23 protein-coding genes and 1 tRNA gene are annotated in these 19,874 nt (G+C 62.5%); 8 read left to right on the top strand and 16 right to left on the bottom strand.

Annotation, left to right across the window (positions count from 1 at the left end):
* Positions 1-2: 2 nt before the first annotated feature.
* From IVB50_RS27620 to IVB50_RS27610, 3 genes are all read left to right on the top strand, one after another.
* Entirely contained in the window at positions 3-944 is a 942-nt protein-coding gene (locus tag IVB50_RS27620) for an acetamidase/formamidase family protein (RefSeq protein ID WP_018455138.1), read from the top strand.
* 200 nt (positions 945-1,144) lie between these two features.
* On the top strand, positions 1,145-1,342 hold the full coding sequence (locus IVB50_RS27615) for a hypothetical protein (protein WP_007603456.1): 198 nt from the start codon (positions 1,145-1,147) through the stop codon (positions 1,340-1,342).
* Between the two features lie 73 nt (positions 1,343-1,415).
* On the top strand, positions 1,416-1,895 hold the full coding sequence (locus tag IVB50_RS27610) for a GcrA family cell cycle regulator (RefSeq protein WP_018455139.1): 480 nt from the start codon (positions 1,416-1,418) through the stop codon (positions 1,893-1,895).
* A 304-nt stretch (positions 1,896-2,199) separates the two neighbouring features.
* Here IVB50_RS27610 and IVB50_RS27605 read toward each other — a convergent pair whose 3' ends face one another.
* Complete coding sequence (locus IVB50_RS27605) at positions 2,200-3,756, bottom strand: porin (protein ID WP_247298247.1); 1,557 nt, start codon at positions 3,754-3,756, stop codon at positions 2,200-2,202.
* Between the two features lie 406 nt (positions 3,757-4,162).
* Here IVB50_RS27605 and IVB50_RS27600 point away from each other — a divergent pair, with 406 nt between their 5' ends.
* Positions 4,163-4,669, top strand: a complete 507-nt coding sequence (locus IVB50_RS27600; protein ID WP_007611061.1) for a MarR family transcriptional regulator — start codon at positions 4,163-4,165, stop codon at positions 4,667-4,669.
* A 10-nt stretch (positions 4,670-4,679) separates the two neighbouring features.
* On the opposite strand, the gene IVB50_RS27595 is transcribed toward IVB50_RS27600, so the two are convergent.
* From IVB50_RS27595 to IVB50_RS27585, 3 genes are all read right to left on the bottom strand, one after another.
* On the bottom strand, positions 4,680-5,798 hold the full coding sequence (locus IVB50_RS27595) for an alpha/beta hydrolase (RefSeq protein ID WP_018455141.1): 1,119 nt from the start codon (positions 5,796-5,798) through the stop codon (positions 4,680-4,682).
* Between the two features lie 275 nt (positions 5,799-6,073).
* A complete protein-coding gene (locus IVB50_RS27590) occupies positions 6,074-7,045 on the bottom strand; it encodes an SDR family NAD(P)-dependent oxidoreductase (RefSeq protein WP_085353399.1) in 972 nt (323 codons plus the stop codon).
* Positions 7,046-7,187: 142 nt separating this feature from the next.
* Complete coding sequence (locus IVB50_RS27585; RefSeq protein ID WP_026232886.1) at positions 7,188-8,096, bottom strand: dihydrodipicolinate synthase family protein; 909 nt, start codon at positions 8,094-8,096, stop codon at positions 7,188-7,190.
* 331 nt (positions 8,097-8,427) lie between these two features.
* Between IVB50_RS27585 and IVB50_RS27580 the strand changes: the two genes are divergently transcribed.
* Positions 8,428-8,667, top strand: a complete 240-nt coding sequence (locus tag IVB50_RS27580; RefSeq protein WP_007603449.1) for a hypothetical protein — start codon at positions 8,428-8,430, stop codon at positions 8,665-8,667.
* 330 nt (positions 8,668-8,997) lie between these two features.
* Here the strand turns inward: IVB50_RS27580 and IVB50_RS27575 are convergent, their stop codons facing one another.
* From IVB50_RS27575 to IVB50_RS27565, 3 genes are all read right to left on the bottom strand, one after another.
* On the bottom strand, positions 8,998-9,384 hold the full coding sequence (locus IVB50_RS27575) for a hypothetical protein (protein ID WP_157642930.1): 387 nt from the start codon (positions 9,382-9,384) through the stop codon (positions 8,998-9,000).
* 231 nt (positions 9,385-9,615) lie between these two features.
* Positions 9,616-9,963 (bottom strand): hypothetical protein, encoded by a 348-nt coding sequence (locus IVB50_RS27570; RefSeq protein ID WP_018455146.1) that lies wholly within the window; start codon positions 9,961-9,963, stop codon positions 9,616-9,618.
* 665 nt (positions 9,964-10,628) lie between these two features.
* Positions 10,629-11,102, bottom strand: coding sequence for a hypothetical protein (locus IVB50_RS27565; RefSeq protein WP_247298245.1), 474 nt, complete (start codon positions 11,100-11,102; stop codon positions 10,629-10,631).
* A 36-nt stretch (positions 11,103-11,138) separates the two neighbouring features.
* On the opposite strand from IVB50_RS27565, the gene IVB50_RS27560 reads away from it, so the two are divergent.
* Entirely contained in the window at positions 11,139-11,567 is a 429-nt protein-coding gene (locus tag IVB50_RS27560; RefSeq protein ID WP_018456779.1) for a hypothetical protein, read from the top strand.
* 61 nt (positions 11,568-11,628) lie between these two features.
* On the opposite strand, the gene IVB50_RS27555 is transcribed toward IVB50_RS27560, so the two are convergent.
* The 7 genes from IVB50_RS27555 to IVB50_RS27525 all read right to left on the bottom strand — a co-directional run bounded on the left by IVB50_RS27555 (position 11,629) and on the right by IVB50_RS27525 (position 16,345).
* Positions 11,629-11,706: transfer RNA gene (locus tag IVB50_RS27555), tRNA-Pro, on the bottom strand.
* A 110-nt stretch (positions 11,707-11,816) separates the two neighbouring features.
* On the bottom strand, positions 11,817-12,395 hold the full coding sequence (locus tag IVB50_RS27550; RefSeq protein ID WP_018456840.1) for a MerR family transcriptional regulator: 579 nt from the start codon (positions 12,393-12,395) through the stop codon (positions 11,817-11,819).
* 27 nt (positions 12,396-12,422) lie between these two features.
* On the bottom strand, positions 12,423-12,764 hold the full coding sequence (locus IVB50_RS27545; RefSeq protein WP_018456841.1) for an integration host factor subunit alpha: 342 nt from the start codon (positions 12,762-12,764) through the stop codon (positions 12,423-12,425).
* Between the two features lie 133 nt (positions 12,765-12,897).
* The gene (locus tag IVB50_RS27540; RefSeq protein ID WP_026233249.1) at positions 12,898-13,878 is read right to left on the bottom strand and encodes a beta-ketoacyl-ACP synthase III; all 981 of its coding nucleotides are present in this window, start codon (positions 13,876-13,878) and stop codon (positions 12,898-12,900) included.
* Positions 13,875-14,936 (bottom strand): phosphate acyltransferase PlsX, encoded by a 1,062-nt coding sequence (plsX, locus tag IVB50_RS27535; protein ID WP_247298243.1) that lies wholly within the window; start codon positions 14,934-14,936, stop codon positions 13,875-13,877. Before plsX ends, IVB50_RS27540 begins: the two co-directional genes overlap by 4 nt.
* Positions 14,937-15,233: 297 nt before the next feature.
* Complete coding sequence (locus IVB50_RS27530) at positions 15,234-15,797, bottom strand: DUF177 domain-containing protein (RefSeq protein ID WP_026233250.1); 564 nt, start codon at positions 15,795-15,797, stop codon at positions 15,234-15,236.
* Positions 15,794-16,345: a ubiquinol-cytochrome C chaperone family protein gene (locus IVB50_RS27525; RefSeq protein ID WP_026233251.1), complete on the bottom strand. Its 552-nt coding sequence runs from the start codon at positions 16,343-16,345 to the stop codon at positions 15,794-15,796. Before IVB50_RS27525 ends, IVB50_RS27530 begins: the two co-directional genes overlap by 4 nt.
* 98 nt (positions 16,346-16,443) lie before the next feature.
* Between IVB50_RS27525 and bamE the strand changes: the two genes are divergently transcribed.
* Both bamE and IVB50_RS27515 read left to right on the top strand, forming a co-directional pair.
* Complete coding sequence (gene bamE / locus IVB50_RS27520; RefSeq protein WP_018456846.1) at positions 16,444-16,929, top strand: outer membrane protein assembly factor BamE; 486 nt, start codon at positions 16,444-16,446, stop codon at positions 16,927-16,929.
* A gap of 85 nt (positions 16,930-17,014) precedes the next feature.
* Positions 17,015-18,016, top strand: coding sequence for a tripartite tricarboxylate transporter substrate binding protein (locus IVB50_RS27515; protein WP_026233252.1), 1,002 nt, complete (start codon positions 17,015-17,017; stop codon positions 18,014-18,016).
* A gap of 78 nt (positions 18,017-18,094) precedes the next feature.
* Here IVB50_RS27515 and IVB50_RS27510 read toward each other — a convergent pair whose 3' ends face one another.
* Together IVB50_RS27510 and IVB50_RS27505 are read right to left on the bottom strand one after the other, a co-directional pair.
* Positions 18,095-18,367, bottom strand: coding sequence for an acyl carrier protein (locus tag IVB50_RS27510; protein WP_007603436.1), 273 nt, complete (start codon positions 18,365-18,367; stop codon positions 18,095-18,097).
* Positions 18,364-19,842: a hypothetical protein gene (locus tag IVB50_RS27505; protein WP_247298240.1), complete on the bottom strand. Its 1,479-nt coding sequence runs from the start codon at positions 19,840-19,842 to the stop codon at positions 18,364-18,366. The genes IVB50_RS27510 and IVB50_RS27505 overlap by 4 nt, the downstream gene beginning before the upstream one ends.
* Positions 19,843-19,874 lie beyond the last annotated feature (32 nt).

Raw genomic sequence — 19,874 nt, 5'->3', positions numbered from 1 at the left:
ACATGACCCATCACCACCTGCATTCCAGCCCCGAGACCTGCCATTGGGGGTTCTTCGAGGCTGCGCTCAAGCCCGTCCTCACCATCGCGAGCGGTGACGAGGTCACGGTCGACACCATCAGTGGCGGTCCGGACATGCTGCCCGACCGCAGCAAATTTCACATTCCGCCCGAGATGCACGAGGTTCATGCCCAGAACGAGCGCATGCTGCCCGGCCACATCCTCACCGGCCCGATCGCGCTCGAGGGCGCCGAGCCCGGCGACGTGCTCGCGGTCGAGATCCTCGACGTCCAGCTCCGGCAGGATTGGGGCTGGAACATGATCAAGCCGCTGTCCGGCACCCTGCCCGACGATTTCCACGAGACGCGCATTCTGAACATCCCGCTCGACCGTTCCCGGATGGTCGCCCGCATGCCGTGGGGGCTGGACCTGCCGCTCAAGCCGTTCTTCGGCGTGATGGGCGTTTCGCCGCCGCCGGCCTGGGGCCGCATCTCCTCGCTCGTTCCTCGCGCCATGGGCGGCAATCTCGACAACAAGGAGCTTGGCGCCGGGGCGACGCTGTATCTGCCGGTGTTCGTCCCGGGCGCGCTGTTCTCCTGCGGTGACGGCCATGGCGTGCAGGGCGACGGCGAGGTTTGCGTCACCGCGATCGAGACCGCGCTTCAGGGCCGCTTTCGCCTGACGCTGCGCAAGGACCTCAGGCTCGATTATCCCCGTGGCGAGACGGCGACGCATTACATGACCATGGCGATGGACCCCGATCTGGACCAGTGCGTGGTGCGGGCGCTGCGCGACATGATCGTGCTGCTCGGCGAGAGGCGCAATTTGTCGCGCGAGGACGCCTATACGCTGTGCAGCCTGGCGGCCGATCTGCGGGTGACCCAGACCGTCAACGGCTCCAAGGGCATCCATTGCATGATCGAAAAGACGATCGTGCACGGCTGAGCCGACCAGCCCACTCCTGACCGGTCGAAGCCACGCCGCCGCCGGCCTGCCGCGCGGCGTGCCTTGTCATGCCTAAATTTCCCTCGCGATTCCAACGGGCTGACCAGGCGCCGCAGCCTGCATTTGACTTCTGCCTCCAAACCTAAATAGAGTCTTAATCGTAACTTTTATGTACCTGAGTAAGAGGCTAGCGTTCGGCCATGGCCACCGAAAAAGCCGAGACTGACCGCATTCCTGTAACCTTGGCGCTCTCGACCATCACCTATCTGGAGAAGCTGGTGAGACAGGGCACCCACGGCACCAGCGTTCCCGGCGTCGCACGTACCTTGATCGAGGAAGGCATCCGTCTCGCCATCAAGGACGGGCTTTTGTCGATTCGCGACAATGGCAGGACGTGAGCGCGCGCCGAACGTGAGGCGGACGGATCTCGAGAGGCGGATGGCCGACATCTGCAACCTGGGACCGTTACACATGCCTGTTCTCTCACCCACCTGGACCGACGAACGCATCGAACTTCTGAGGCAGCATTTCGAGGCCGGGCTCTCCTGCCGCGAGATCGCCGCCGACATTGGCGTCAGCCGCAACGCCGTGATCGGCAAGCTGTCTCGCCTCAATCTCACGCGCGGCCGAACCATCGACGATCGCAAGGTTCACGACAGGGGCCTGGCGCCGGCGCGCGCGCCGCGGACCGTGCCGCGGCTGCAATATGAGATGCTCGCCACGATCTACGGCGAGACCGGTGCGCCGATGGTCACCGGTCCGATCGACGATGCCAATCGCTGCTCGCTACTCGAGCTTGCCGAGAACCGCTGCCGCTGGCCGATCTCGACGCCTGGCGCGGACGATTTCTGCTTCTGCGGCAACTCCGCACCCGACGGCCAGTCCTATTGCGCCGGCCACAGCCGCCTCGCCTACCGGCCGAATTCCCGCGCGCGCGTCATGCGCGGCTAGAGCCAAGTCCTGGAGGCGAGTCCTGGAGCCATGCCCAAAACGAAAAACCTCCGGCAGGGCATTGCCGGAGGTTTCTGGAGGTTTAGCATCAAGTCAGAGCCGCAACTTTCGTCATCGGCTGGGAGCTATATAGCTTAGTAGCTCAGGTAAGTAAATAAAGTTGGGCCGATCGATTCGCATGGCTCGTCTTCGTCGCCCGCACGTGCCGCCGGATTTCCGAACGCCCGCTCGCAAAGAAGCCCACCTCATAAAAAAGCCCCGGCGGTGTCCCGCCGGGGCTGCGTCCTATCCGAAGGTCTTGAGCTTACCAGTTGCGCTGGGCGCGAACCAACAGGCTGTAGGTGTCCTGGTCCTTCAGCTCATAGGTCGCCGCGGGCTTGGCAACGCTGGTGAGCGCCGGCGTGGTGATCACGCCCGAGTACTTCTGGTCAAGATGGCTGTAGGTGAAGTCAGCCGAGAAGGTCAGGTTCTTGATCGGGGTCCAGCGGGTGATGACACCGATCTGGCCGATGTTGAAGTCCGGGTTGCAGGTGCCGGTCAGGGTCGCGAACGCGGCGCTGCCGCAGATCATGCCCTTGGCGGTGCCGCTGTAGTTGACGGCAGCCCACGCACCATAAAGCGCCGAATTCCAGTACGGGCTCCAGTTGTGAGTGTAGGCACCACGGAAGCCGTAGGTCTTAGTCAGCTCGAGGCCGCTGCCGGGTGCGAACACCGCGTCAGACACGCCGGCGAAGCCGATGCTCTGATACGCGCCGCCCGAACCGCCGAACATCGAGTAGCTGGTCGCTGCCAGCTCCTGGAAGTTGTAGCGGCTCGCGCCGTCGGTGTAGACGCCCGAGATGTTGATCACGTCGCCTGCACCGGTCGGGATGTTCTTGATCGACAGCGCCAGCTGGACGGCCCAGCCCCACTTGTCTTCAGGATGACCGGTTACTTCGCTCGCGCCGTAATAGCCGACGTGGTTGTCGTGCGCAGCGACCGAGGCCTGGAACAGGCCCCAGGCCTGGTCGACACGGAGCGTGCCGACGAGATCGGGGGAGCGGGTGCCGCCGAGATCGTTGGAGCCGTAGGCACCGCCGAGGACGCCGGCGGTGGACATGCCGGCCGTATTCCAGAGCGCGGTCTGGAACACCTGCGTCTGGTCCTGGGCCGAGACGATCGCCGTCACGCCCTGGCCGAGATCGGCAGTGTAGGTGAACTGGGCAACACCGTTGGTGGTGCCGCTGCCGCCGACGAGCTGGTCGAAGTTGTTGCCGGGATAGTTGGTCCAGGGCGCGTCGAACTGCGACACGGCCTTACCCATGGTGAAGCCGGCGAACTGGATGAAGGCGTAGTAGACGCCGAGCGCGCCGCCCGAGATCGTGCCGTCGGTGCCGTTGACGGCGCCGCCGCTGGAGCCGATCAGGCTCGTGCCTGCGGCGTTGAGGCCGAGCGTACCGCTGTACTGGGTCGCACCCGTTCCCGAACCGGCGCCGACATAGTTGCCGGTCGTCCAGGTGAAGACCGCATCGAAATAGGTGCGGACCACGCCGTACTCGGTTGCGGTGCGGGTGTCGATGTTGAGATCTTCACGAGCGCGCATCGAGTAATAGTTGGTCAGGCGGTTGTTGGCCGCGAAGACGTTGTTGTACTGGGCGCTGTAATTGCCGCCGGCATTGAGCGCCACTTCGGCACGCAGATAGCCGCCCAGCTTGATGCAGGTGTCGCTGCCCGGGATGTAATAGAAACCCGCGCCGTAGAGCGAGCAGACCTTCACATACTCGACCGCCTTGGCCTTGACCGGAAGATCAGCCGCCTGAGCTCCACCGACGGCGATCAGACCCGCCGCAGTGCCGAGCAAAAGGCTCTTCACCACTTTCATATTAAAACCTCCAAGTTGCTCATTTTACGAAGACCGGACCGTGAGGCCCCCCAAGATCCCCGTCTTTGAAATCCGCTCGGCCGCTTTGCGCTTCGGACACACCCTCTTTCGACGCGAGGGACGTGAGCAAACCACCTGCAACGGGACGATCGAGTACCCCCCACCGCCACGAAGCAATATGCCTGCGCCTTTCGGTAATCAAAATACCTTATTTAGTCAGCTTTGTTGGTTTTGCTAAACCTGTGCCCCGTTCGCAACACCATTGCGAACCGATTCCGTGAGCTGATCATCTTTGTAGTTTTACTGACAAAATTACCCTGCTCTGCACTTGCGTCAGAGCAGGCTTGCGTGGACTATGGCTTGCACGACACCGGCCGCATACAAATCAGATCACGGGAGTGACGCTGTGTCAGCGACGAGGAAAGAAGGGGCGCGCCTCCGCACCATCGGCAATCTGGATATCATCAGGCGCTTCACCTGGGAGATATCGTCGATCAACATGTATCTGGAGGAGCTGCGTCAGTTCTGGGCGAGAACGCTCGGCATCAGCGGCCCGCAATGGCTGATCCTGATGGCGATCTCCGACCTCGACAAGGACGACGGCATTCCGGTCAACGTCGTCTCGAAACTGCTCCACGTCGATCCGTCGTTCGTCACCACCCAGTCCAAGCTGCTCGAGAAGAAGGGCCTGTTGCGCCGGCGCCCCTCGCCGACCGACGCAAGGGTGGTCCGACTATCACTGACCGAGAAGACGCAAAAGCACCTGGCGAGCCTCAACGAGCAGTACAAGACGATCAAGGAATTCGTCTTCCAGGAGTTCGACGAGAAAGAGCTGACGGAATTCACCACCAAGCTCGCGATGTTGAAGACCCGTCTCGAAAAGGCCTGCGTCCGCCTGACCCTCGACTTCTGAGGCGACGTCCTCAGATGCGCCCCGCGGCGCCGAGCCGCGATTCCAGCCAATCGAAGATATATTCATTGGCAAGGCTCGGATTGTCCGCATGGGCCTGCGCCGCGCCAGTTTCGGCCGCGGTGAACACCTTCAACATGACATCCGAACTGCCGAGCCGGGAGGTCTGGACGATCTGACGCGCCCGATCGGCCTTGAGCCAGCCGTCCTCGCCGAGCGTGATCAGCACCGGACAGTCGGCGCTGGAGGCCATCAGCGGAGCATGCGGCACCGGAACGATGCTGACGTCGCTCATCGCGAATCGGCTGGCAAAGAAGGCCCGCTCGTGCAGGTCCCATAGGCCGCCATCGCAGACGGCGGCGGCAAGCCGCGGCTCCTGCAGCACCGCGCGCGCCACGAAGGAAGAGCCCCAGCCATCGGCGACGATCGCGACGCGCTCGAAATCGACCTCGCTGCACGTCTCCAGATAGTCCATGACGCACGGAATCGCACTCTCGAGATCCCGGCGCCGCAACAGCGCGTCGAGATAATCGTCGCGCTGGTCGCCGAACAGGTCCAGCGCCAGCAGCGAAAAGCCGCGCTCGCGCGCGTGCGGCGCGAGCTTGAACAGAAACTCTTCCTTGCGATGGCCGGGCTCGCCGATGCAGATCACGGTCGGGGCTCGCACGCGTCCCAACGGCGCGTGCGCGGGCAGGAAATAGCCCTGCAACGAATGTCCGTCGAGCCAGGGTATCGTCACGACTTCCCCGGCAGGGTCGCGCGCGGCGAGGAAGCGGCGGGCGCAATCCTGCATCGCGAGGACCGCGACCCAGCGGCGCTCGTCCGCCTGATCGAGCGGCATTGCGGCCGCGCTGTAGTAATTCATGGCGCGGAGCCAATTGCGCTGCGCGGTCGCCCTGTGACCTTCCGCGAACGCGGCCTCGGCACGATGGCGATTGGCCTGCGCCAGCTTCTTCCACTCGCGATGCCAGGACTGGTCGTCGCCCCGCTTCAGCTGCCGCGCGATCATCAGGCATTCGGCGATCGTGGCGCCGCCGTCCTGGGCCGCGGTGAGGAGCCGCGTGAACTCAGCGGAGATGTCCTCTCGCTCCGGGCAAAGGATCCAGTCGTCGGAGAGGCATGCGGGTATCATCGGGAGCTACGCTCTGGTCATCGCCTTACACGTGACTGAATAAACTATTTTGGTTCCCTGACCAAGCTGCGGCGCGCCCAATGAGAGCCGTTCGAGATCACCATCGCTTGAACGCAGGGATGTGTCGCATGCGTGACATTCCAATGCGTCAGGAGTGGCCGACACGGCCAAGAAACGCCGGCAGCGAACTGGCAAGAGGTGGCACGTGAAATTGCCTGCGCGCCTCTTGCCATGATGCGCATCATACCTATATCGGCGCGCGCTCGTCGCCTGCGTCAGCCGAGCCGCCAGCCGACCTCCTGCGTGAAACTTTCGTAGAAGGCGCGGTCGTAGGCCTGCTCCGGCGTAGCACGAACGCGCTCGTCAAGGCGCTTTGCATCCTCACCCACGAGAATGCGCCATTGCTCCGCCTTGACCCCGTCGAGGATGATCCTGGCGGCCTGAGCCGCCGTCGTCGGCGCATCCTCGAGGAAGCTGCGGGCGCGCTCGGCGAACGCCGCCTGGATGTCCTCGTCCGACATTTTGTCGGCATCCGGCACGCCGGCCGCGACCATGCGCTTGCGGGTCAGCGCGATCTCGTCGGCGTTGAGCCGCTCCGAGCCGTCGGCGCTCTGCACCTTGCGCGAATTGGAGACGATCGAGGTGCCGATATGGCCGGGCATCACCACCGAGCATTTGACATGCGGCGCGTGCAGGCGGAGGTCGTTGATGAGCGCTTCGGTAAATCCCTTCACGGCGAACTTCGCCGCGCTGTAGGCGGTGTGCGACTGGTTCATGCCGATGGAGGCCCAGAAGCCGTTGACGCTCGCGGTGTTGACGATGTGGGCCTCGTCGGCCGCGACCAGCATCGGCAGGAAGGTGCGGACGCCGAGATAGACGCCGCCCCAGCAGATGTTGAAGGTGCGCTCCCACTGCTCGCGTGTGTTGGTGAACAGGCTGCCGCCGCCGCCGATGCCGGCGTTGTTGAACAGAAGGTGGATCCGGTCGGTCTTCTGCTGCTCGGCGAGCTCGTCGCGGAATCGCTTGAGATGATCCTCGATCGAGACGTCGGCGACATGCGTCGTGACGCGCAAGCCCTGCGGCAGCTTCTCGACCTCGCACAGCCGCTTGGTCTCGGCCATCGCGGCTTCCGAGACGTCGCACATCGCGACATTGCAGCCCTCGGCGACGAGCTGCCGCGCGAGCTCGCGTCCCATTCCCGTACCGCCGCCGGTGATGACGGCGATCTTTCCTGCAAAATCATTCATGGGACTTTCGGCCCCTCCCTTGTCGGTATGTTTCTTCATGGCTACGCCACGCATCGGAGCGCGCGCAAAATGTAGCAGCGCCGCATCCGCAGGTAAAAGCGGATCGGCGCTGCCGTGCTCATCAGTTATTTCGGGGCGCGGACTATTCGGCCGCCTCGACCCGCCGCCCGTTCAACGCGCCGAGGCCGTCCAGCGCCTTGCGGATCGCCGCCTGCTGCGCGCTTGAGGCCTCCGGCATCGGCGCGCGCGGATAAGTCATGGGCAGGCCCTGCAGCGTCTGCGCATGGCGCGTGCAGGCCGGCAGATTGTCGGCGATGACAGCGTTCCACAGCGTCAGCAGCTTCTTGTGCAGATCGAGCGCGCGCGGATGATCACCCGCCTTCACCGCATCCCACAGCGCGACGGAGGCATACGGCGCGGCGGTCAGGATCGCGGCGATCGAGCCATGGGCCCCCAATGTGTAGGACGGATACATCAGGGCATCGACCGCACTGTAGATCAGCTTGTCCGGCGCCATCATCATGAGGTCCGCGAACAGTTTCAGGTCGCCTGCGCTCTGCTTGACGCCAACCACCAGCGGCACCTCGGTCATGATCCGCGTCAGCAGCGCCGGCGACAGGTACGACCACGGCACCACGTTGTAGATGATGATGGGCATGCCGGTCTCGTCCGCCATGGCGCGGAAATGCGCCACCATCGCCTCGTCGTCCGGCTTGAACAGATAATGCACCGGCGTGACCTGGAGCGCCGCGACATTCATGTCGCGCACCAGCTTGCCGCGGCGGATCGCATCGCGGGTGGAGTCGACGATGATGCCGGCGATGACGGGAATGCGCCCCTTCACCGCGGCGACCGTCGCCTCCATCAGGTCGCGATATTCCTCGTGATCGAGCGTATGCCCCTCGCCGGTCGAGCCGCCGGCCGCGACGCCGTGTGCGCCGGCGCCGATCATCCAGTCGACCTGGGCTGCTACGAGGGTGTAGTCGATTTCGCCATCCTTCCGGAACGGCGTCGTCATCGGCGGGATTACGCCGGTCGGTCGTGTCTTCATGGTGTGCCCTCGCGTTTCCATATCCCTTGTGGCGGCCCCGCTCTTTTGGCGAGTGGCCACGGTGCTGCGAGCCTACCGGCTGCGCGCGGCCTGTGAAGCGCCACCGACGCGGCGCTGCTCCCAGCATTCGACATCCCTGCGGTTGTTACTGACCCGGTTCCCCGTACTTGCCCGGCTTCGGTTCAGGGGCAATTTTTTTACAATCCGAATCGTTAAATGGAGTCCGGACGCTGGGTCGAGTCGGCCAGGCCAGCGTGTTGTTTGCGTCACAGGCTCTGGCACTCCGCTTGCATCCTCTTCGTGGTCAGAAACTACCGATGAGGTGACTGGAATGTTCGTGACCGTCGTTGCCGTGCTCTGCCGGCTGAGTGCAGCCAGCTCAGGCAGTTGCATCGAGGAAATCGTGACCGACAGCAACATGACGCCCGAGATGTCGATGATGCAGTGTGCGATCGGCGCACAGGCTCCATTGGCGAAATGGATGGGCGAGCATCCGATCTACCACGCCAACTGGCGGCTCGATCGCTACAAATGCGTTCCGGGTCGCTACGAGATCAAGGGCCACGCCTAAGGCCCCGCAAAACTACCGACACCAAGACGACGAACGAGGAAACGCCCCGGAGGCCGCATCGTCCTTCCGCGCGGGCATCGACAGCGCCAGCCCCATTGCGGCGGCACGCTTGTGACAACGATCACACCTTCCCCTTAAGCCACCGCTCGCAGAATGATCGCACGCGCGCGTCGCCCTCCGGCGTCGGCATCAGCGCGTAATTGTGCGGCTGTTCGCGGAGCAGATGCAGCTCGACCGGCACGCCCGCCGCCCTCGCCCCGGCATCAAACTACAGAGTGGCTGATCCAGGTTTGAGTCGAGGGAGCCCATCAATTACTCGAGCGACGACGCTCAGCATGCTAGTCGCAAAGATTCGAGCCTCGACCAGTCTTTCGTCTTGTCAAGGTCCAGCTGTAAGACTGACGCTAACCATTCGGCCTTGTTTCTGCGGGAAAAGCTCCTGCAAAAGCCTTCTAGCTCTCCCTCCCTTAAGATCAGAAGACCTATGGCCTGCGACGCAACACATATCTTCTCGAAGGCATTGATCAAATCTGAATCGGCAAATCCTCGATACCCGTCTTCTTTGATCCTTTGCCAAGGTGAAGCGCTCTTTCCCATCTCAGCTATTTGCTTCCGAGATTGGTCCGCAATGGCTTGGCTATTCCGCAACACAGCAGCGATCCGTTCAAGCTCCAGCGCGACTTCTATGGTTGAAGGCTCCAATCGTTTTGATTTCACTTTGGTTATCCCTATAGGTGAACCAGTGAACCAACGACATGAGTCAACTTGGAAGTGAATTGAAATGGACAGGACACTAATGTGTAGACAGGAAAAAGAGAGAGAAAATAGAGCACAAGAGAGACCGCGCCCAACTGCCCGGGGTACGGCGACGGTGGTAAATGGTAAGGGCGGGGCTACAACGCAACAAATAGAAAGAAATCGCTGCGCCCGACGTAGGCTTCACAATCGTTATCGCCTGGGCCAGCCTATCAAGAAGCCAGTGGCCTTGTTTCTGAAGGTAGAAAGGGTAGGAGCAGCGAGCACACCCCGAAGCGGATCCATAATCGCGATGTAGTCGGTGTTGTCCCGCTGAATCCCATAAGCGACGACTACATGAGCTGGGTTTTTCCCTTCCATTACTATGTAGAGATGGTTCCCGGACGTCCCCGCCAGAGGAAACATCTTTTCGTATACATAGTCGAACGTGAGGTCGGCTCTGTCGATTTCCTCGTAATCCATGTTGATCGAGAGGCTGTTTGCAATCTCACCAAAGTACGCAAGATCGAGCGCATTTCCATTGCAGTACATCTGAAACATTTGGATGATTGAGCTATATGACCAACTGACCCCGCGAGTGGCTTCAAGCCAGGAGCTAAGGGCGCAAGCCCAACACACGGGCAGTGAAACTTCGTCGTCGCCAGTTCCTACCGATGGTTGCTTTACAATTCCGGGTTTCGATAGACGATACGTGACCATCTGATACCCTCATTCCCGACAGCATGATCCCCAGATCAAAGCCCGTACTAATGTGTCTTCATTGTGCTGCTAAGTTCAAGCGCAGGCAAGAATTGTATTGCGGCCAACCGAAGCCGTTCTTCAATCCGCTCGAAGCCCTCGAAGCCGTCCATTAATCCGCGCGCTCGTTCGCACCGAATCGCAGCGCCCTCGCGCGCTGGATTGCAGCGCCTTAGTTCTGCTGACTAGTGCTCCGTTACGCTGCGTTACGCTAATTGCAGCACTTTTTCATGGATTCGAACCCCTTCTTTTCGAGGGCTTCCAGAGTTGCGTAAATCGTCGCCATCGGAACCGCCTTGCGCACCGCAGAAGGGCATACGTCGCCTGGCCGTTTGCCGTTTAGGGCCGCCTCCAATGCGGCAACCTTTTCCTCAAGCGCCTTCGTCCGATCAGGTATCGTCCCGAGTTCCTTCCATAGCGGTACGTCGTTTAGCCACTTACGGACGTCGTCGATTACTCCGATTGCCCTACCGCCTGGTGTGCGACTTGGAAATCAGATAGGTGAGGAACGATGCGCATGCTCCGATAAAGAAGATCGCGTCAGCTTCATCAACGTCCGCTTCAGCCTCACTTAAGAGCGCATGTCGGATGCCCTTCTCATCGCTCGTATATCCATAGAGTGATAGGAACGCCTTTTTAAGCGCCGGATGGAGAGCAATCCTCTGTTCTAATCCCGACAATGCCTTCGAAAGATCGCCAGTAGGTTCGAGCACGCGCGCAACTGACTCCGCTGCGCTGATACTTTCACGAACGCTTGCTGGGTAATCTCCTTCGGTGAGTTTCGAAGCAGCATTTTTTAAGTGAGTTTTTGCGCCACCGAATTGCGAAGCAGATAATGCTGTGTTCGCCTGGATAAGCGCGTCGGCTTCCTCTGTTGAGGCAGTCGGCCAGAACACACCGTCTTCAATGCGGTAAGCCGCGCGGCAGTTCTCTAATACCAACTGAACTGCTGGACCGAGATCAGGCGGACAATTTGGGTGCCGAAGAACAGCCTAAAGCCAACCGTACACCTTGTGGCATTCGGCTTTTTCGAACAAGTCACCGATCTTGGTGACGATCCCGTTCGGATTGAATTTGTCGATGCGAACGTGGTGGTGGTCGACATGCAGATCCTTCAGAATTCTGGACCAGTTTCCACGATAATGGAGAATGTCGGTGTAGGCTCGATCAAGCCTTGCATGAATGCAGGCCCAAAGCTTCGCCCGAAGTTCTCGACTAAGTTCCTTGCGGTCGAGCTGCGCCGGGAGAGGTGCCAAACCCTCGCTTGTTCAAAGGTCAGCGATCTACGATCCGAGGTGCCCATGTGCCTGGCTCCGGGCGAATCAACGCGCGATGGTGGTACGCCCCACGTACACGCGGGCAAGCTGTCGTTGGTTATCCGGGCTATTCACATCCCGGCGACATAAGCCCGTTACCCTATCCGTTACCCTTGAGAAAATCCGGACGCCCTGAAATCCGGCTAAGTTTTGGTCGGAGCGAGAGGATTTGAACCTCCGACCCCTAGTCTCCCAGACTAGTGCGCTAACCGGGCTGCGCCACGCTCCGAACGTCGTTCCATTAGCTAGGATCGCCGCTTTGCGCAAGGCGAGGTGACACCATTTTGCTGTCTCCGCCGAAAGGCCTCGGAACTGGCCCAAAGCCGACGGAGTCCGGCGTCAGGCGTCCTTCAATGCCTGATCCAGCATTTCGCGGCAGGCGATGAGCTCGGCGAGCACCCGTCCGAGGCGCTCCCGGTGGATGGCGCTGGGGCCTGCGGGCGCGGCGGGGGTGCCGCCCTTGCGGAAGGTGGTGAGGATTTCCTCGTCATCGGTCTCGGAGAAGCGGAAGTCGATGCCCTCCTCCTCCTCGCCCTGGTAGTCGTCATCGTCGCTGTCGCGGGCGCCGCGGACGCCGGTCTCCTCCTCGGGCTCCATCAGGCTGGCGCCGACGGCGTCCTCGATGGCGCCGAACGAGACCGCGGCCGCGCTGTCGGCGAGGCCCTGCACCGATTTGACGCCGTGCTCTTTCAGGATCCGCTGCACCCCGCGGATGGTGTAGCCCTCCCCGTAGAGCAGACGGCGGATGCCCTTGAGCAGGTCGACGTCGTCGGGGCGGTAATAGCGGCGGCCGCCGCTGCGCTTCATCGGCTTGATCTGGGAGAATCGGGTCTCCCAGAACCGCAGCACGTGCTGCGGAATGTCGAGTTCCTGCGCTACTTCGCTGATGGTTCGGAACGCATCCGGCGCCTTGTCCAAATGCCAAATCCTTATCCAGAGGGCGGATTACGCCTCGGGTTGCGCCTTGCTGGCGTCGCCATTGGTGCGGTGCTGGGCGTTGATCCGCTGCTTCAGGATCGCCGACGGCTTGAACACCATGACCCGGCGCGGCGAGATCGGCACCTCGGTGCCGGTCTTCGGGTTGCGACCGATGCGCTGACCCTTCTTGCGGACCATGAAGGAGCCGAACGAGGACAGCTTCACCGTCTCGCCCTTCTCAAGGCAATCGGTGATCTCCTTCAGCACGAGTTCCACGAAGGCAGACGATTCCGTGCGCGACAGCCCCACCTTCTGGTAGACGGCTTCGCACAGATCGACACGCGTTACGGTTTTACTTTGATCGGTCATCGCCCTGCCCCACATCACGGCGAACAATTGTTGTCTGAAATTATGAGCTTACGATACAGCGGTCAACAGCGCTCATCAATGCAGGCGCATCGATAATCCGCGCTGATTCGGGCAAAATTTTACCGAGTGTGGCTTACCAGCGCACCAGCGCGGAGCCCCAGGTGAAGCCGCCGCCCATGGCTTCGAGCAGAACCAGGTCGCCGCGCTTGATGCGGCCGTCCTTGCGCGCCACCGACAGCGCCAGCGGGATCGAGGCCGCCGAGGTGTTGCCGTGAAGGTCCACCGTCAGCACCACCTTCTCCGGCGCGATATGGAGCTTGTGCGCGGACGCGTCGATGATTCGCTTGTTGGCCTGGTGCGGCACGAACCAGTCGATGCTGTCGGCATTGAGCCCGGTCGCCTTGAAGGCGTCGACGATCACGTCGGTGATCATGCCGACCGCGTGCTTGAAGACCTCGCGGCCCTCCATGCGAAGATGGCCGACAGTCTGGGTCGAGGACGGGCCGCCGTCGACGAACAGCTTCGCCTTGTGACGGCCGTCGGAGCGCAGATGCGTGGTCACGATCCCGCGGTCGGTCGCGGCATTGCCCGGCTGCTCCTGCGCCTCCAGCACCACCGCACCGGCACCGTCGCCGAACAGCACGCAGGTGCCGCGATCGGTCCAGTCGAGGATGCGCGAGAAGGTTTCCGCGCCGATCACCAGCGCGCGCTTGAAGGCGCCGGTGCGCAGGAAATTATCGGCGGTGGCGAGCCCGAACACGAAGCCCGAGCACACCGCCTGAAGGTCGAAGGCCGCGCCATGGTTGATGCCGAGCCCGTGCTGCACGGCGACCGCGCTCGCGGGGAAGGTGTTGTCAGGCGTCGAGGTCGCGAGCACGATCAGGTCGATCGACTGCGCGTCCACGCCGGCGTCCGCGAGCGCAGCCTGCGCCGCCTTCAGCGCCAGATGCGAGGTGAACTCGCCCTCGGCCGCGATATGCCGCTCGCGAATGCCGGTGCGTTGCACGATCCACTCGTCGGACGTGTCAATGCGCGCCGCCAATTGGGCGTTGGTCACCACCTGCTCCGGCAAATAAGAGCCGCAGCCCAGCACGACCGAACGAATTTGAGTCACGAAACAGCCTCCTGCGCGGCCTGCACGGAACTGAGTGCACCACCTTCGCGATTGAGCATCTGATTGATCTTGTTGAGGAGATCGAATTTGACCATCTCATAGCCAACATCGATCGCATAGGCAAAGCCTTCGGCAGCGATTCCGCCATGGCTCTTGACCACGATCCCGTTCAACCCCAGCAACACGCCGCCGTTGGATTTGTTCGGATCCATCTTGTTGCGCAGGGCCTGGAAGGCCTTGCGCGCAAAGAGATAGCCGAGCTTTGACAGCCAGCCCCGCTTCATCTCGTCCCGGAGCAATTCCGCCATCTGCCGCGCGGTTCCCTCCGCGGCCTTCAGCGCGATGTTGCCGCTGTAGCCCTCGGTGACGATGACATCCGCCACCCCCTTGCCGATGCCGTCGCCCTCCACGAACCCGAGATAGTCGAGCTCGGGCAGGTTCCTGGCGCGCAGGATTTCGCCGGCCTCGCGAATCTCCTCATGCCCCTTGATCTCCTCGACCCCGATATTGAGCAGGCCGACCGTGGGACGCTTTTTGTTGAACAACACGCTGGCCATCGCCGCGCCCATGATGGCGAGCGACACCAGATGATGCGTATCGCCGCCGATGCTGGCGCCGAGGTCGAGGACGACGGAATCGCCGCGCCTGGTCGGCCACATGCCGGCAATGGCCGGACGGTCGATGCCCGGCAGCGTGCGCAGGTGGAAGCGCGACATCGCCATCAGCGCCCCGGTATTCCCGGCGGAGACCGCAACATCCGCCTCGCCCTTTTTCACCGCATCGATGGCAAGCCACATGGACGAGGTCCTGCGGCCGCGCCGCAGCGCCTGGCTCGGCTTTTCCTCGCCGCTGACCGCGACATCGGTGTGGATGATCTTCGAGGCCGCCTTCAGCGCGGGGTGGCGGTCGAGCTCGGGTTCGATCTTGGCGCGGTCCCCGATCAGCAGGAATTCGATCTCGCGATGCCTTTGGAGCGAGATGGCGGCGCCTGGGATGACCACCGCGGCGCCGGCGTCGCCCCCCATGGCGTCAAGCGCGATGCGAACCTTGCTTGGCATAAAAGTCCTGGAAACCTGGGTCTGGTGCGGTCTTGAACGAGCGGGGCCGCAAATGGGTTCGCCACGAACATGGCGGTCGGTCAAGCGCCACGCCGCACCCGGACCGGGGCGCGACAATAGCGTTTTGTTATCCCGAAACAACCTCTTGCCCCCAGCCTTTTGCATTCGGGAGCATCGGGCTGCGGACGGACTAATTCACAAGAAGTACATCAAAATCAAACGGATAATCGAGCTTTTCAAACCACCGCCGCAAACATCTCGCCCCGTCCCGAAGCGGTCCTCTGGAGAAGGTGGCACCTATTTGTCTTTCTTCCCGTCCTGAAGTGCCTTCAGGACCGCAAAGGGGTGGTCCTCCGGATCGGGGGCGATAACCTCGGGCTCAAACACGACCCCCGGCTTGCGCGGATAGGGATCGACCGCCAGGAACAGGGCATCGGTGGCAAGCCTCCCAAGGTCGATGATGCCATTGACGATCGCCTCCGGCGGGTCGGCGACCTGCTCCCGATCGTCGTGCCCCTCCTCCATCAGGTCGGCCAGGCGGCGGACCTCGGCCTCGGGGGCGAATATCAGGTCCACCTCCTCGTCGATGTCGCTCTCCATCGGGTCAAGCGTGACCACACAGGTCTGGCCGATCCGGGCGCGAACGTGCCCCGTGACCTGGATCCGGTTGCCGCTTTTCGGCACGACATCGAAATCGGCCTGGACCGAGATAACCTCGCGCAAGCCTGCCGTCTCAGCCATGGCCTGCCGCTCGGCGGCCGAGGCCTCGAGCTTGCGATGCAGGCCGGTATCCGGGATCTGTGCAACGATGACGGGCACCCGCCAGGGATCGGGCCCGGATGCTGGTATCGGTCGGGTCATGGCGTCACATCCTCAGGAAGCGCTGGAGGAAACTTGAAGGACGCACCCAGCAGTGCGGCCTCGCCGGTCTGGGCGAGGTTGGCCTCGGCCGCCCTGGCATAGGCTGCGAGCTGCTGCGCCTGGTCCATGCCGGCCCCATTCAAGATATTCTTGCAGATCGCGGATGCCAGCGCCTCGCCGCCGCCTTCCATGGCCTGATCGTAGGCCTGGACCCGGCCGTAAAACGCCTCGCCGAAGGCCCGCATCCGCTTCGGCACGGTCTGGTCGCCTATCCCCATCTCGCGCAGATTGTCGTCCATGTCCTCGCAGAAACGGTCGAACAGCGCCTGCGACAGCTCGGTGGCGCTCTGGACCGTGCGCAGGCGGCGCAGCAGCAGCCAGAGGTGCAGCAGCAACAGATCGAAACGCCCGTTAACGGTATCCGGCACGCCCAAGTCGCGGTAAAACATGGGTTCTCGCGCCTGCGTCACGATCATGCCATAGATGGCTTCAATGGTGCCCGGCGAGGCTAGGCGGGGTTTCCTGAAGTGATTGAACGGCCAAAGCATTGTGGTTTCCGCAAGCGGGCGCGCCCGTGTTGCATTCAGAGCCTCCGCCCGGTACTTCAGCGCCTCGCGCGACGCAAGGGGACGGAATCAGTTCCGCTATGACGATAACGAACCAGACCAGCCTGCGTGCAGACAAGCCGCGCGGCCTTCATGCACGTTGGCGCGGCTTGCGCCTTTTCGCGGCCGCGGCCCTGGTTGGCGCCGCGCTTGCGGGCTGCACCGGCGAGCAGTTCCAGAAGGGTTACATCCTGCCGCCCGGCGCACTGGAGCAGATCCCGATCGGTGCGAGCCAGGACCAGGTGCTGATCGTGATGGGCACCCCCTCCACCGTCGCAACCCTCGACGGCGAGGTGTTCTATTACATCTCCCAGCGCTCCGAGCGCATTGTCGCCTTCATGAACCAGAGGGTGGTCGACCAGCGCGTCATCGCGGTCTATTTCGACAAGAACCGGCGTGTGCGCCGGCTTGCGAATTACGGTCTCCAGGACGGCAAGATCTTCGATTTCATCAGCCGGACGACGCCGACCTCGGGCCAGGAGATGAGCTACCTCACGCCGATCTTCAAGCTGCTCAGCTTTAACTGAGCCTTCAGCCTGCGGCTTCGTGCGGCTTGCCGTTGCGCATACGCTTCCATACGCTCCTGCAAAATAAGATGCAGGGAGTGGATTCGTGCCCAATCAATTGCTGTCCCGCCGTCGCGTGCTCACTGGCGCTGCCGCTATCTCGGCCGCAGCGATCCTGCCGCGATCGAGCCTGGCGGACTGGAAGCCGACCGAAAACGTCCGCCTCGTCGTGCCGGCTGCCGCCGGCGGTTCGACCGACGTGATGGGTCGGCTTCTGGCGGCGCATCTGCAGGCCGCCTGGGGCCAATCGGCCGTGGTGGAAAACCGGTCCGGCGGCGGCGGTACGATCGGCACGGCCGAGGTGGTCCGCGCCAAGCCGGACGGCCACACCATCCTGATCGGCAATCCCGGCCCGAACGCGATCGCCTACAGCATTTTCAAGAACCTCACCTACAAGCCGGACCAGCTCCAGCCGGTCTCCAACATGATCCGGATCCCGAACATCGTCTCGGCGCATCCCAAGACCGGCATCAAGTCGATCGCCGAGCTGGTCGCCTATCTCAAGGCCAATCCGGACAAGCTCAGCTACGCCTCCTCCGGCGTCGGCCAGAGCCCTCACCTCACCGGCGCCTGGTTCCTGCAGCTCACCGGGCTGAAGATGACGCACATCCCGTTCCGCGGCGCCGGTCCCGCGCTCCAGGCGGCGCTCGCCGGCGACATCCAGATCCTGTTCGACAACCTCTATCCGAGCCTGCCGCAGGTACAGAACGGCACCCTCACCGGCCTCTGCGTCACCACGACGGAGCGCAGCGACCTCGCGCCGAACCTGCCGACCATGCGCGAGAGCGCGCCGGAGCTTGCGGCTTTCGACGTCTCGTCGTGGTTCTCGGTGTTCCTGCCGAAGGGTGTGCAGCCCGCCGTTCTCGAAGCGCTCAACCTTCAAGTGAAGGCGATGCTCGAGCGCGACGACATCAAGAAGAACATCCTGGCCATGGGGGCCCGCGCCGACTACGGCACGCCCGACCAGTTTGCCGCCTTCGTGGACGCCGAGACGAAGAAGTTCGCCGGCATCATCCAGAAGGAAGGGCTGCAGATGGACGTGCAGTAGCTTTCGCATCCGCGGACGCGGCCCAACATGCAGCGCCGGGCCGCGCTTTCGCGTTGAGTGCGTGGCGACCCTCGGTTGCTATGCAAGCTCGGCCGACGGCTGTCCCACCAAAGCGGCAATCGCCGAAATCGAGTCCAGGCGCGTCAAATCGAAGCCGATGTCGGAGAAGTTGATCCCGTGGTCGGTCTCAATGCTCATGATCAGCTCGACCGCGTCGAGCGAATCGAGGCGGCCGCTGGTGAACAGCAGATCATCGTCACCAAGCGGCGCGCTGTCGCCCTTCATCAGCAGCCGCTGCACGATGTAGCGTCGCATCTGCGATCTGACTTCAGGGCCGGCTTTCGTGGTCATGTCGAGACTCCCAGGAGATAGAACAGGAATTCGGCGCGTTGCCCGAGCGAATGCTCGCGGTCGAGCGGCGCATCGAAGACGTGAATGAGACAAAAGAAGCTCGACACCCACAGGCAAGGCAGCAAGCGGCCACGCAGCCATCCTCGCGGCGCCAGTTGCGGGGCGCGGCGCATCTGCGAGAGCCCGACACTGATGGCCAGGACAAACGTGTAGAACGCGTGCGATTGCTGACCGACCACCGCCCGCCAAAGGCCCATTTCGCCGACGAAATGAATATCGCGGATGAAGTGAAACAGCAGGTTGCCGACACAGGCCGCGGCAAAGGTGGCGAAGAACATGCGAAGCCGGCGATGGCCGCGGAGGCAGCGAACAAAGGTGGGGTAGAAGAAATGGTCGACGAGCAGTTCTTTGTAATAGAAATAGTAGCGATTCCAGAATTCCGCCAGCGTCGTTGACTCCAGAGGCCGGTAGGTGTTGCGCAGCAGGCGAAAGCCGGCAAGTCGCGCCGTGGCGATGATGACGCCGCCGAACACGGTCATGCTCAGCAAGTCCTCGACGAAGAAGCTGACGAGGCTCGCCCATCCGACGAAACGCGGCCAGGGATGGCGCGCGAGATATTGCAGCAGGTTGTCGTCGAACATTGGAAGCTGCAAACGTCCGTGGACGATCTCGACGAGACAGACTCTGACGATGGCGAGCACAAGGATCCAGACCGCAAGCTTGACGCCCTTGAGCTGCGTCACTGCAAGCTCCTCGGGTGTCTTGGCCTCGAAGCGGTCGAGATAAGACAGCCCCTTCCCGAACGGCGTCAGCGACGATCCCCAGAAGGGGTGGAAAACGCTCAGGTGCCGCCACACCGGAGATCGCTTCCTGCCCGCATCGGCCAAACCATAGGCAAGAAACCACAAATAGGGCTGGAACGTCATCAGAAACGACCACAGCAGAACACGCGGCAGGCCGGCCATCATCGTGGCCTGCGTCAGCGCGACGAGTGCCAGGAACGCCAGCAACAGGCTGAGCGTCGGGCGGCGGAAGACCACCTTCCCTGGCCCCTGCATGATCAGCAGGCCCGCGAACAGCGCAAACACGACGACCAGCATGACCGCTTCCAGCAGCGGCTGATGGATCCGGTCGCCGACGCCTTCGTCGATCGTCAGCCGTTCGAGAAAACCGCGGTCGATCAGGAAGCCGCTGCGATAGAGCAGCAACAAGGTTGCGAGCAAGATCAGGACGCGCCGGTACCGGCCGGCATAGGCGCACACCAGCGCGAGTCCCGCCGCTGAAAAATCGATACCTATCTGCCGAAACAAAACCGCGAGCAGTCCGACCGCGCAGCAGAGCAGCACGCGGCCACCGATGTCCTGGACCCCCGCCACGAGCCTCGGGTCCCGATCGATCTTGGGGATCAACCGCCACGACGGCTTCGCAAGAGGACCCGATGGCGCGTAGCCGTAGGGCTGGCTTTCAACACTCATCGGACAACGCGCGCGATCACTACGAGCTGTTG

Source organism: Bradyrhizobium sp. 87 (assembly GCF_023073015.1).
Taxonomy (GTDB): Bacteria; Pseudomonadota; Alphaproteobacteria; order Rhizobiales; family Xanthobacteraceae; genus Bradyrhizobium; species Bradyrhizobium canariense_D.
This window is presented reverse-complemented; position numbering and strand designations above follow the sequence as displayed.